Source organism: Geobacter argillaceus, assembly GCF_007830735.1.
GTDB classification, from domain to species: Bacteria; Desulfobacterota; Desulfuromonadia; order Geobacterales; family DSM-12255; genus Geomobilibacter; species Geomobilibacter argillaceus.
Genome location: NZ_VLLN01000011.1, coordinates 95,140 through 107,327, shown reverse-complemented (window position 1 = coordinate 107,327; position 12,188 = coordinate 95,140). Strand labels below are relative to the sequence as shown.

The window sequence follows — 12,188 nt, the reverse complement described above, 5'->3', positions numbered from 1 at the left end:
AAAACTGTCACCATTCATTATAGGGAGTACCGTCGCTACCAATCAGGTTAGATTGGCTGTGAACGTCATATACCGACCCCTTGATCTCTCCGCCGTCGGTTGATGCCGGAGGTGAAACGGTTACCCAGGTGTCCCTGCTTTTGGTAAAGGGATCCTTTGGAATGTCACGCAGGTATTTCTTATCCTTCAGTTCTTGAATCGAATCGGGGAATTTACCCTGGTCGGCGTAAAACTGATCGATAGTGGAACGGAAAGAGTAGAGGTTCTCCCTCAGGACCGCCTCACGGGCCTTGATGAGCCCCCACTGATAATTCGGGACAGCGATGGAAGCAAGTATACCGATGATCGACATGACGATCAGGAGCTCGATTATCGTGTAACCACGGTTGCGGGCAGCCCTGCGCCCTAAGATACATCGAAAGCGATCCAATCACCACTCCTTGTACTTGCTGCCGTCAATGGCCGTTTCTTCACTGAGAGAGTAGACATCGAATACGTCTTCCCCCCCCCAGGTCGTGTTGCCCGGCTCGTCGACAGAGGATCTGAGCCCCCATTTGGGTTCTTCCCCTTTGATTGTGGGGCTGAAAGGGTCGACGGGAATGCGTCTCAGGAACTTTTTCTTATAGTTCACCAGCCCACCGAAATCATAGCCATCTACCAGCAGTTTCAGGTCCTCAGGATAACCATTTGGCATCTTGTTCATGGATGGAATGATCTTTTTCTCATCAATCGCTTTGTCATAGTTCTTCTTGAATTCGTCAAGTGCAGTCCGAATAGTGCGCAGGTTTCGCCTCAGCTCGATCTCCTTGGTCCGCTTGGCAGTCAACTGGGCCGATGGCAGAACAAGGGCAGCCAGTATCGAGAGGATCGTCAAGGTAACGATCAGCTCTATCAGGCTAATGCCACGCCGGTTTCTGATAAGGAGTTTCATCATCCAGCAATGACCGGCTACTTTATTTCTATGACGGTGTTGTACGGTATGGTCTCGATGATCTTGCCTCCGGCATCGGTAAACTTTACCGACATGAACCCAAGGCTGGCCGGGCCTTTGCTCTTCGCCTTGAAACTGGCCGTCAGTAATGTCCCTGCACCGCCAATACCGCCATCGCCAGGCTGGCGGGCAGAAGTTATCGTAACCTGACCGGTGTTCTTGTCAACAGTCGACTTAAAGGTTGTCGGTTTGCCGTCCTTGTTCAGAAAATCCCCTTCCGCGGCTGCCTGGAACTCCAGAAAGGCCGGATCGTAGACGAGAACGAATGGTGCGTTCAAAAGCGATTTTGCATCACTAATCTTTATCTCTGCCATGAACTGCTCCCCAGCCTTCACCGAAGCCGGCGCACCGATATTCAGGGATATCCGCTCAGCCGGCTGCCGGACCGGTGGTGGTGCAAGCGGGGGAACTGGTGTCTGTGCAGCCGGCATAGGTGCGGCCGGAACAGCAGTTACCGGTATTGTCCCCGGTTGCGCAGGAACCTTCTGCTGCGGTTCGAGAACGGGCTGAAAAGGCGCAGGTGCAGCCGGCTGGGTTTGCGGTGGTACCGGTTTCGGAGATGGGGCAGCAGTCGGCTGCGGTGTCGCGGCAAATTCAGGCTCCTGGGTAAAAGAGCCATAGGGCTTGGCGATCGACGGATCATCCTCCATGCCGGACCAGAAGGCGGCGACATCAGCTTCAGGCACCGTTATCCCCCTGACGATCCGCGGGGTAATGGCCAGTATCAGTTCGGTCTTGTCGTTGGACGTGTCATGGCTGGAAAAGAGCGAACCGAGCACCGGGATATCCCCGAGTAAAGAGATCTTCTGATTGCTCTTACTCTTGATGTCCTGCATCAAACCGCCGATGATACTGGTTTCGCCATCCTTGAGGGAAAGAACAGTGTCCAGGTTACGGGTACCGATGGTGACGACGGTGGTGTTACCGTCGCCCACTTTATCCTTGGAGAGAATGGAACTGACCTCAAGACTCAACTTGATGTTGACCTCGTTGTTGAGCTGGATGGTCGGCTCGGCACTCAACTTGACACCGACATCTACGTACTGGACGTTGACGTTGATCCCACCGACCGTGCCGTTGGTTGACGTTGTGGTAATAGGTACCCGCGTACCGACGTTGAATTTCGACTTCTCCCGGTTCTTCACCCTGATTTTCGGGTTGGAAAGGGTTTCGCCATTACCAATGGTCTTACCGAAATTGAAGGTGGCGTTGGGAACAGTAATGAAACCGTCATAACCTCGCCAGCGGAACAGGTTCAGAAGATTTGAAACACCCGTTGAAGCGGAAGCAGCAGTTCCTGTTGTGGATGTCGTTGTCGTAGTGGTCGCCGTTGGCTGCGCCAGGACATCGGACAGAAGAGCGCCGGAACCGGACGCCGAAGCAGCTGCCGAGACCGCATAACGGCTGAGTACCAATCCGAAATTGTCCGCATTTTTCTTTGCTATTTCGATGACCTCTACCTCCAGGAGCACCTCGGCATCCGGAACATCGTTGGCTTCGAGAATCTTCCGCGCCACATCGAGCACGTCAGGGGTATCACGGATCACCAGGGCATTCATCTCTTCGTTCACGTAGATCTTTTTCACCTGGAGCATGGTCCTGATCAGGTTCACCGCCTTCTTGGCGTCGAGTTTGTTCAGGTAGAAGGTCTGGACAAAGAGTTCCTCATACTGCTTGATTTTATCGGGACTTTTGGGGAACACGATAACCGTGCCCTCATTGAGCGCCTTCTTGCCGAGCTTGTTGATCCCGGTGATGATATCCAGGGCCTGCTGAAACGTTGCGTTTTCAAGATAGATGGTGACGTTATTATCCTTCACCCCTTCGTCGAAGACGAAATTGATACCCGAAAGCTGGGTGATGATATTAAAAACCTCCTTGATCTTGGCGTCCTTGAACTTAAGCGTGATCGGCTTCGTGGACTTTAGATTGAGCTCGTAGCCATCCAGCTTGGTCTTGCGCGTTTTCAGCAGACGCTCGATCCCCTCCTTGGCACCGTTATGCCCGGAATCGATGCTGATGGCCTTCTGATAGGCGCGGAGCGCTTCACGCGGCTTATTGTCCTTTTCCAGGCTCACACCCTCAAGGAAAATGACCTGGGCGTTCCGCAGCTTTATCAGCAGATCGCTCTGCTGTTTTGCCTTATCAAAAGACGGATCAAGAGCCACGGCGCTCTGATACTCACGAATTGCTTCGTCGAAGTTCTTCTGTTCAAGAAACTCATCACCCTTCTTGGCGTGGGCCCGTGCAGCATCGACGCTCGCCTTCAGAAAACGGAGCCGGTACTCACCTTGATTCGGGTTGGCCGCAGCCGCTTCGGCGTACTTCAGAACCGCCTCGTCAAGCCGCCCCTGCCGCTCCAGCATCTCGCCCTTCCCGATGGCGGTCCGCCCGGCAGCACAACCGGCAATCAGCCCCATCAAGGCAAACGCAAGTATTCCAGTTCTGTACAACGGCATCGCGTATCTCTCCTTACCCGAGCTGAGGGCAGTTCTCTGTTTCACGGTCAAAGGCACTTCAATCTCAGCCAGTCTTATTTTCTGGGTGCTGACAGCGGTTTGTTTTCAATCAAAGGAATAATTATCTGGCCACCGTCACCAAGGGCGTTAATAGTCAACAGATCATCGGTGACATTGGCTACTTCGTACTTGCCGGTTATTCTGTCACCCTTTTTAACGACAAATATCTCCTTATTGCTGGAGAGAAAAATGGTTTTCTTACCATCTTTTTTCATAAAACCGAGAAAAGTGAACCGCGCCATATCCCGTTGAACCGGCGTTGGCTCCGCTGCTGCGGGAGGAGCCACTGTCGCAGCAGCAGGTGGCGGCGGTGGCGGAAGAGACGGCAAAGGTTTTGGAGGGGGTGGCGGGAACGGAACAATCCGCGTCTCGTCCCGGAAAAGGGGACGGAAAAGATTCTTCCGGTAACTCACCCCGACGGCACGCCTTTCATCAAGAAGTGCCAGCAGAATCCGGCTGTCATCGATCTTGTTGTCGGCTTTTGCGGGAGCCGGCCGGGACACTTTTCCCGGTGTGAACGTCAGCTTATCTACGGTCTTTTGCCGGGGATATTTGGAATAACTGTATATCACCGACACGGCGAATGACAGGAGAAGAACCAGAAGGAGCCTCTGCCGGTTCATGGCCGCTCCAGTCTGAAATAAGCGGTCAGTTGCATTCTCAGTTCAACCTGCTCTTCGGTAGACTTGGAGTTGCTCAAGTCAATTCCATCCACCACCACCATTTCGCGCATCGCCAGGAGATCGGAAAGAAAGGACTTGATCTCACCATATTTACCTTTGACGGAAAATCCGATCGCGTAGGACGTCATGGACTTGCCACTCTCCACCGCTGGCTTGTAGGTAATACCGGCAAGCTGGAGATTGCGCCTGCTGGCTGAAGAAAACAGCCGGGAAAGAAACGGAGCGAAATCTTTCTTGACCATGACCCGCGCACGCCATTCCTCCAGCTCCCTGACACCTTGGGCGTAAAGTGCGGGACGACTCTGGTCCTTCTCTCCGACAGCCATCCGCCGCTTGGCAAACCATTCTCCCCGAATTCTGTCGAGTTCGGGCTGTTGATAGGCGGTCAGATAGCCATAGGCGAGAACGTTCGCAACAAGCAGAAGGACAATGGCTGCCAACGGAATCCGGCGCTGCCTGGCTATGTCTAATACCTGTTTACGAGTCATTTACAGCTGCACCTTGCAGGTAAGGGTAAAGACTGTCCCTTTTTGGGTCTGTCCGAACTTCTGTTCCGCCTGCGACAGAAGATATACATCGGCAAACTGCCTGGAATTCTCCATGTTGGCCAGTAATGCACTGATACCGCCGAAGGATAGTGCCGACCCTGACAGTTTCAGTTCTCCGGTCCCGGCCTTTGGTTCAAGACTGACTATGGTCACACCGTCGGGAAGAACCGTTTCCATGTCGTCCAGAAAAACAAGCCAGTTAAAAGCCTTTTTACGGATGATTGCATTGGCCCCGGCAATGTCTGCCTGGAGACGCTGCCAATCCTTATCGGTCACCGGTGGGTGGGCTGATTTACCCTTCAACGCAATGCCAGCCAGTTCCTGGCTCAGACGCCTGCTCTCACCGGCGGCTGTTGCAAGATCGTACACGTTGAGTGTCAGTACCACCAACAGCAGCACACCAGTGACCAGAATCCCGGCATCGAAAGGGCGCAGATTAATATACTGCCTGGTCGCGAGGTTTATCTGTAATTTCATCAGAAAATCCTCGCGGCGGCGCCTACCGCTGCCAGAGATGAGTAGAGCATCGATTCCGATGCAGGACTCTCCGACTGTCCGACGCAACGGCCAAGATCGATCTGATAGGGAGTCACACCGGTCACATCGGTCAGGAGCGTCTGTAATGCCTCTCGATCCCAGGGAGGGCTGTAAAACAGAACCCTTTGAAGCTTTTGTCCTGACACCTTGTCTCTGTAGACCAGGAACGAACTGTTCAATTCACGGAAGACCCGGTTGGTTTCAAAGCTTCCTTCGAAAATTTCCTTAGCCCTGAAGAACTCAAGAACCCCGTCATGGAAAATGAGAATACTGATAACTCCTTTATACCAAAGAATAACAGCCGTATTTTCCTGCCCCACCATTCTAAGAAAAAGCCGTACCAAGTTAAAGGTGGTGAAATCGATACGGATCGGCTCGAGTCCGACTTCGCTTACAATTTCTTCATATTGCGTGATTACACTCCGACTGACAAGGGCGACCAGGGCCGAAAGCTCTCCGGACTCCCGCTCCCTGAGTATTTGGTAGTCCAGGTGGATTTCACTGATATCAATGGGCAGGTTTTTTTTCAATTTCCACCTGATGAGATCCGCCCCTTCCTCCTTGCTCTTGAGGCGGGTTTCCAGGTCAAGGAGCATTACTCTTCCCGCTGCATCGGGCAACGAGAGTGAAACCTGCTTCTGATTGGTAAGAAGCCGTGCATGAAGTTCCCGCAACTGACCGACCATAAAAGGACGGTCGATGATGTTCGGTTCCTTGAGGGATAGCCTGAGAGTCCCGGCCGGGAAGGATACCGACTCGCACCGCTCCAGCACGGGGAGACCCCGCCTCTTTCCAGCCAAAGCTATGGTTGCACCCTCATGGGCTATTTCAAGGCCAATAGCCTTGGTCTTCAAAAACATTCCCGATTACTCCACAAAGGTTACCCGGTTGATCTCACGGAGGGTAGTTTCGCCGGCGAAAACCTTTTCCATGGCTGACTCACGCAGAAATACCGTCCCTGACTCGCGAGCCGATTTCTTGAGGATTGTCGTCGCGGCCTTAGCGATAATCAACTCGCGAAGTTCGTCGTTCAGATCCAGAAGCTCCACAATGGCCGAACGCCCCCGGTAGCCGGTACCGTTACAGTCGTCACATCCCTTGGAATCGTAAAACGTAACCTCTCGACACTCGTTGGGGTCAATGCCGGACTCCCTAAGGACGTCATCCGAATACGTCACCGGATAGCGGCATTTCTGGCAGATCTTTCTGACCAACCGTTGCGCCATGACACAGTTCAGACAGGAGACAAAGTTGTAGGGGTCTATTCCCATATGAATGAAACGGCCCAGAACATCGAAAGCATTGTTGGCATGAACCGTTGTGAATACCAAGTGGCCGGTCAGCGCCGACTGAACCGCAATCTGAGCAGTTTCCGGGTCACGTATCTCACCGACCATGATCTTGTCGGGGTCGTGACGAAGAATGGAGCGAAGGCCGCGGGCAAACGTGAGCCCTTTTTTCTCATTCACCGGAATCTGGACAATTCCTTTCAGGAGGTACTCCACCGGGTCTTCGATGGTGATGATTTTTTCTTCACCGGTATGAATCTCGCTCAGGGCAGCATAAAGGGTGGTTGTCTTTCCCGAACCGGTTGGGCCGGTGACCAGCACCATGCCATACGGTTCGCGCACCATCTTGCGAAATCGTCTCATCTCCCGTTCCGACATCCCCAGCGACTCAAGAGTCAACCCTTTAATGTTGTTGGCAATACTCTCCTTGTCAAGTATCCGGATAACCGCGTCCTCACCGAAGGCGCTCGGCATGATGGAAACACGGAAATCAATGGATTTATTGCTGATACGGACCTTGAAACGCCCATCCTGCGGGATGCGGCGTTCAGAGATATCCAGTTCACTCATGACTTTGAGACGAGAAATGATCGGTCCCTGGAAATGGCCATCGATCGGTTCCGTTGCTTTGTAAAGGACGCCGTCGATCCGGTATTTGATGATGACACCCTCATGGGCGGTTTCGATATGGATATCACTGGCACGCCGCGTCAGGGCATCGATGATGGTGGAATTCAGAAGTTTGATAATCGGACTGGTATCAGCCGAAATGTTTTCAACCGACAGAACCTCTTCGCCTTTGTCGGTCTCGGTGACCAACTGCAGCAGAAAATCCTCGGAGACCTCCTTCAAGACCCGGCTCGTCCCTTCCCCCTTCTTCAGAAGATGGGCGATATGGGATGCCGGCGCCAGCTTGGTGATAAGGGGGCGATCCAAAAGAAGTTCCAGTTCATCAAGTTTGAGGACATCGGTGGGGTCTGCGATGGCAATAACCAGGGCCACCCCCTTTTCTTCGATGGGGACGAAATGATAACGATAGAAAACATCGGCCGGGAACTGGCCAAGCAGGGCTTCATCCGGCTTAAAACCGGACAGGTCGATATATTCCACACCAAACTGTTCGGCCAGAGAGCGGTACAGGATATCTTCGGATATCAACCCTTCGCTCAGGCAGATTTCACCAAAACGCTGATTGGTTGTCTTAAGCTTTTCCTTGATATAATCCAACTGTTCCGGGTTCAGATCTCCCCGATCAACCATGATATCGCCAAGCCGTTTTCTGGTATAGGGTCGTAAAAAGTCCATAGCGTTACCTGACGGCTTCTCCGATCTTGAAAATGGGCAAGTACATGGTAATGATGATTACACCGATGATGAGTCCCATAATGATCATGATGGCGGGCTCGATTGCTGTGCTGAGTACCTGTAGGCGCTGGTCGATCTCCTCTTCAAAATAATCGGAAATCCCGCCCAGCATTTCCTCCAGGGAACCGGTTGCCTCCCCCACCCCGAGCATACGAAGGGCCAGTGGCGGAAAAAGCTTTACCCCATCGATAGCGACAGCCAGACTGGTTCCCTCCTCGACCCTGCCGACAGCGTCAAGGAGCTTCCTTTCGAGGACGCGATTATTGAGTGTCCCCACCGACATCTTTAATGACTCGACAATTGGTATACCGCTTTCCAGAACCGTTGCAAAGGTACGGGTAAAACTGACAACCGAGTATTTTTGAAAAATATCGCCAAGTAACGGAATACGCAGTTTTAGACGGTCAACGGCAAAACGCCCTTGTGGCGTCCGAACCCAGCCACGCAGCAGATACGTTGCCAGCACTGCTCCGAGGACAAGGAACGGAAAGAGCTTTTTCAGCGCCGAGGTGAAAGCGATAAGCATCTGCGTCGGCAGCGGCAGCTCAGATCCCGCATCAGCGTAAACCTGACTGAAGGTCGGAACGACATAGACCAGAAGCATGGTGACAGCGAGAAAGGCGGCTGTAAGGAGGATGGCCGGGTAAAAAAGGGCGGAGATGACCTTCTTTTTAAACATTTCCGTCTTTTTCAGAAACAGTATGAAGCGGCGAATGGTCTGGGGGAGGTCACCGGTCCTCTCCCCTGCCCGAATGGACGCCACGTAAAGTTGAGAAAAAGCACCGGGATACCGTTCGAAGGCTTCGGACAGGGCGCTACCTCCCTTTATCTCCTCCCTGACGTTCTTGAGGATTTCGGCAAGATTGCTTTTCTCTACCCGTTCCAGGATGGTATCCAGCACATGAATGATCGGCAGACCGGATTTTATCAGGACCAGGAGTTCCTGGTTGAACGTCAGCAGTTCTTTGTTATCCACCCGGCGACGGGTACCACTCTTTTTCCAAAGAAACTGAAACGACTTTCTGCGAACATCAAAAACATGGAAGCCTTGTTCGGAAAGGGTTTCACGGAGGCTCTCCAGATTCAGCGCTTCGAACTCACGTTCGAGGATCTTCCCATCCGCGCTTCCGATTTTACATACATACAAGGCCATATCGTATTTCTTCTACCACACTTACCCTGAAAATCAAACACAAAAACCACGGGCAAAGGCCTGTGGTTTAAGTGCTGGCGCGGTTTTGCGGATATTGAACAATTATGACCCGGCTATCTCAGTAAGATTTTGGGTTATGATCAACCCCATGACAGGAAAGATAGCACTCACCACTGAATTTATATGACCCCTTTTCAACAAATTTCAGCAATCCCTTTGAATTGAGGGTCACTATTTCAGGATTGAATTTTATCAGGTATCGGTACTCCTGGCTGCCATGAGCAGAATGGCACGTATGGCAGGACGTGCCGCCGGTGTTCAGGCGGCCCGTTCCCAGTATATGCAGGGAATGGTAACGAAAACTTTCATTAGCAAGAATGCTCGACCGGTTGTGGCAACGGTAACAAAGCGCGTAGGCAAAGGGAGACTCGGGCTGATTGTCTTTTGAATAGTAATTATCCACAAGAATGTGCTCATAACGCGAGCCATGGGGGCCCTTGGGACCGCTCGGATCATCGCTCCCATGACAGGCGCTACAGCTGAAGGTGGAGATATCTTCCTGGGCGGCTTTCTTTTCTCGATAAGGCCTGACAAGGCTGACCACGGCCAGGTTCCTTCCTTCGCCCTCAACCGGATGAAACGAGGGGTTTGTTGTCGTTAATTCGGCTTTCTTGTTCGTATAGCGACCGGGAAGATTGGCGCTTTCTGCGTGGCATCGATAGCAGAGTTCGTATTCATGCATAATATCAGTAGACTGAGAACCAGAGGCTCTCCGACGAATTCCGGCAAACTTGCTGTTTTTCCCAACCATGTGGGGATGATGACAGTCCACGCATTCGGCATGGCGCAGCATCTTCGGATCGGTCTCGGGCAACACCTCATTGCTTCTGTGCCGGCCGGGAAGATCGAATACCGGATGGCGGTAGGTCTTGGCAAACTCGGCTTCGATGTTTTTGAGCCGCATGCCTGCCGGAGCGAACCCTTTGGGCATATTTTTCTGTGGTGAATAAAGGCGCCGTGGATCGCCATGACAGGTAATACACACCGCAGCGCCACCGCCGCTCTTCAAATTCGATTTAAAGTGGCACGTTGCACAGCCTAACGGCAGGTTTCGCTTGTCAATATGGGCCTGTGCCATTGCGTGTCCACTGAACGAAATAAGGGCAATAAGGATGAGAAATGCCACTGACAGTGTTTTCAGATTCATTGCTCTCCTCAAGGGGGAAGGACGGGTAACGTCTGGACATTATGACAGGCCTTGCAGACCGTATCGTGGTCAGGACCCACCCAGAACGGACTGACTACACTTGGCGTAACCGATTGGTCCTGATGGGGATCATGGCACGATACACACTGTAGCCTCTTTTGCTGGTCAAGTTTGACAAACGAAGCCGACGGAGAATCCGTCGGGAGCCGATATCCCTCAAGCGGTTTTTTGAGCGTGATCGCTGCCAGTACAGAGGTGTCGTAGACAAACGAAACCGGGTGGTGCGAGGAATAACGCATATACGGAAGAGTACTCAACCCTGCCGGGAAAGCGATGGCGGCGCCGTTGAATACAACCCCCAAAGCAGTCTGTCCGTCGTGACAGCTAAGGCAGAGTCGAGATGAACCATTAGGCTCACCATACATGCTTTTTGATGTCCTGACATCAGGGTTGTCGATCACCAGGGTAGGCGAGGAAAAGTGACCGAACGTGCGAGTAGGGTCACTTCGGTTCCAGAGCACGGCACTACCTGAGGCGTGGTGCGGCGTATGACAAAAGACACATATCTGTGTATGCCGTTGACTGGGATCATTTGGGTTCACTACTGCACGATAGGTCACGGCGGTATTCCACGATGCCAGATTGTGCTTGTTGCCGATCTGCGAAATCTTGGGGCCTACTGCATGGAGCGACACAGGAACAGCACAAAACAGAAGTGTGAAAAGCAGCGAAAGAACGCTCACCACCTTATCTCTCCTTGAGGTACTGAAAAATCTGAATCCTGCGATTGTACGAATCAGATACATAGATCCTGTCTTTCGTGTCTATGAAAATCCCGTTCGGCAGCATGAACTGACCGGGGTTGCTGCCAGTTTCACCAACATACAATAAGGTCCCCCCCCTATTGTCAAAAATCTGGAAATTATCGAAGTTACCATCCACCACGTATAGATGCCGGTCTGTATCCACCGCGACCCCCTTGGGGCGGGCAAAATAACCAGGTGCGTCACCAACCTCCCCGATCCGATGCAAGAACGTGCCGTCGGGGCTGAATACTTTTACTGAAAAATCAAAGGCGTCGGTAACATATACCGTGCCATCAGCATCAACCGTCACATTTGTCGGCCTGATCAACAGGTTATCTGCAGGATTATCCGGGAACGCCCGCAAAAAAGTGTCTGACTTGTCAAAGACTAACACTTTCCGTGCCAAGGCATCAACGACATACTTAACGCCTTCATGCGTAACAGTTATGCCGGTTGGTCTTTGGAAACGCTGCTCATCTTTTGCCATTTCACCAAGATACTCACCGAACTTGTCAAGTTTGTAAACCTTAGCCGTGACGGAATCGACCACGTACAATACACCGGCCCCGTCCAGCGCAACCGCAACTGGGCTGACAAATGGCTCTGTTCCTACCGTAGTAAAAAATAAAACTTCCCGGTTGATCAGATCATATTTATGGACACCTTTGCCTAAGGTATCAACAACATAGATGATGCCCTCACCGTCTGCAACCAGCCCCGCCGGGGTAACGAAAGGAGCCCCTCCTCGCTTTTCTCCGGTCACGTACTCAAAAAGACGCTGCATGGCGGTACTTTGTGGAATGACATCTTCGGGACCTGAAATTATTCGCAGGAGTTTTATGCGTGGTGTCTCCGGGGGGGGTGGCCAGACCATGTTCAACGAATTATCCACCAGCAAAAGGGAATCCCCACGCGGTGACGCACAGCCGGCGAGCAGAAGAAAGGCAAGCGACAGAAAAAACATGGAACGCATAGCAGTAACCATGTTACGCCTTGATCATCCCAAGCACCCATGTGGCAAAGAGGAGCACAACGCCTGTCCCCCAAAGCCTGGCCTTTGCCGTTACAAACAACTCCCGTCGTGGGAATG

At 52.3% G+C, this 12,188-nt stretch carries 11 protein-coding genes; all 11 read right to left on the bottom strand.

Features of this window, described 5'->3' with window-relative positions:
- Window positions 1-7 precede the first annotated feature (7 nt).
- Entirely contained in the window at window positions 8-430 is a 423-nt protein-coding gene (locus JN12_RS10590; RefSeq protein WP_246125836.1) for a type IV pilin protein, read from the bottom strand.
- The gene (locus JN12_RS10585) at window positions 431-931 is read right to left on the bottom strand and encodes a type II secretion system protein (RefSeq protein WP_145022417.1); all 501 of its coding nucleotides are present in this window, start codon (window positions 929-931) and stop codon (window positions 431-433) included.
- Window positions 932-948: 17 nt separating this feature from the next.
- Window positions 949-3,450: a cohesin domain-containing protein gene (locus tag JN12_RS10580; RefSeq protein WP_145022329.1), complete on the bottom strand. Its 2,502-nt coding sequence runs from the start codon at window positions 3,448-3,450 to the stop codon at window positions 949-951.
- Window positions 3,451-3,524: 74 nt separating this feature from the next.
- Entirely contained in the window at window positions 3,525-4,133 is a 609-nt protein-coding gene (locus JN12_RS10575; RefSeq protein WP_145022326.1) for a hypothetical protein, read from the bottom strand.
- The gene (gene pilO / locus JN12_RS10570; RefSeq protein WP_145022323.1) at window positions 4,130-4,681 is read right to left on the bottom strand and encodes a type 4a pilus biogenesis protein PilO; all 552 of its coding nucleotides are present in this window, start codon (window positions 4,679-4,681) and stop codon (window positions 4,130-4,132) included. The genes JN12_RS10575 and pilO overlap by 4 nt, the downstream gene beginning before the upstream one ends.
- Complete coding sequence (locus JN12_RS10565; protein WP_145022320.1) at window positions 4,682-5,218, bottom strand: PilN domain-containing protein; 537 nt, start codon at window positions 5,216-5,218, stop codon at window positions 4,682-4,684.
- A complete protein-coding gene (gene pilM, locus JN12_RS10560) occupies window positions 5,218-6,138 on the bottom strand; it encodes a type IV pilus biogenesis protein PilM (protein WP_145022317.1) in 921 nt (306 codons plus the stop codon). The genes JN12_RS10565 and pilM overlap by 1 nt, the downstream gene beginning before the upstream one ends.
- Before the next feature lie 6 nt (window positions 6,139-6,144).
- A complete protein-coding gene (locus JN12_RS10555; protein WP_145022314.1) occupies window positions 6,145-7,872 on the bottom strand; it encodes a GspE/PulE family protein in 1,728 nt (575 codons plus the stop codon).
- A gap of 4 nt (window positions 7,873-7,876) precedes the next feature.
- Complete coding sequence (locus tag JN12_RS10550) at window positions 7,877-9,085, bottom strand: type II secretion system F family protein (protein WP_145022311.1); 1,209 nt, start codon at window positions 9,083-9,085, stop codon at window positions 7,877-7,879.
- A 118-nt stretch (window positions 9,086-9,203) separates the two neighbouring features.
- The gene (locus JN12_RS10545; RefSeq protein ID WP_145022308.1) at window positions 9,204-10,292 is read right to left on the bottom strand and encodes a cytochrome c3 family protein; all 1,089 of its coding nucleotides are present in this window, start codon (window positions 10,290-10,292) and stop codon (window positions 9,204-9,206) included.
- A 747-nt stretch (window positions 10,293-11,039) separates the two neighbouring features.
- Complete coding sequence (locus JN12_RS10540; protein ID WP_145022305.1) at window positions 11,040-12,083, bottom strand: 6-bladed beta-propeller; 1,044 nt, start codon at window positions 12,081-12,083, stop codon at window positions 11,040-11,042.
- Window positions 12,084-12,188 lie beyond the last annotated feature (105 nt).

Excerpts from the sequence above, each read along its gene's own strand:
- JN12_RS10585 (WP_145022417.1), bottom strand. The coding sequence starts at position 931 with ATGAAACTCCTTATCAGAAACCGGCGTGGCATTAGCCTGATAGAGCTG.
- JN12_RS10580 (WP_145022329.1), bottom strand. The coding sequence starts at position 3,450 with ATGCCGTTGTACAGAACTGGAATACTTGCGTTTGCCTTGATGGGGCTG.
- JN12_RS10575 (WP_145022326.1), bottom strand. The coding sequence starts at position 4,133 with ATGAACCGGCAGAGGCTCCTTCTGGTTCTTCTCCTGTCATTCGCCGTG.
- pilO (WP_145022323.1), bottom strand. The coding sequence starts at position 4,681 with ATGACTCGTAAACAGGTATTAGACATAGCCAGGCAGCGCCGGATTCCG.
- JN12_RS10565 (WP_145022320.1), bottom strand. The coding sequence starts at position 5,218 with ATGAAATTACAGATAAACCTCGCGACCAGGCAGTATATTAATCTGCGC.
- pilM (WP_145022317.1), bottom strand. The coding sequence starts at position 6,138 with ATGTTTTTGAAGACCAAGGCTATTGGCCTTGAAATAGCCCATGAGGGT.
- JN12_RS10555 (WP_145022314.1), bottom strand. The coding sequence starts at position 7,872 with ATGGACTTTTTACGACCCTATACCAGAAAACGGCTTGGCGATATCATG.
- JN12_RS10550 (WP_145022311.1), bottom strand. The coding sequence starts at position 9,085 with ATGGCCTTGTATGTATGTAAAATCGGAAGCGCGGATGGGAAGATCCTC.
- JN12_RS10545 (WP_145022308.1), bottom strand. The coding sequence starts at position 10,292 with ATGAATCTGAAAACACTGTCAGTGGCATTTCTCATCCTTATTGCCCTT.
- JN12_RS10540 (WP_145022305.1), bottom strand. The coding sequence starts at position 12,083 with ATGGTTACTGCTATGCGTTCCATGTTTTTTCTGTCGCTTGCCTTTCTT.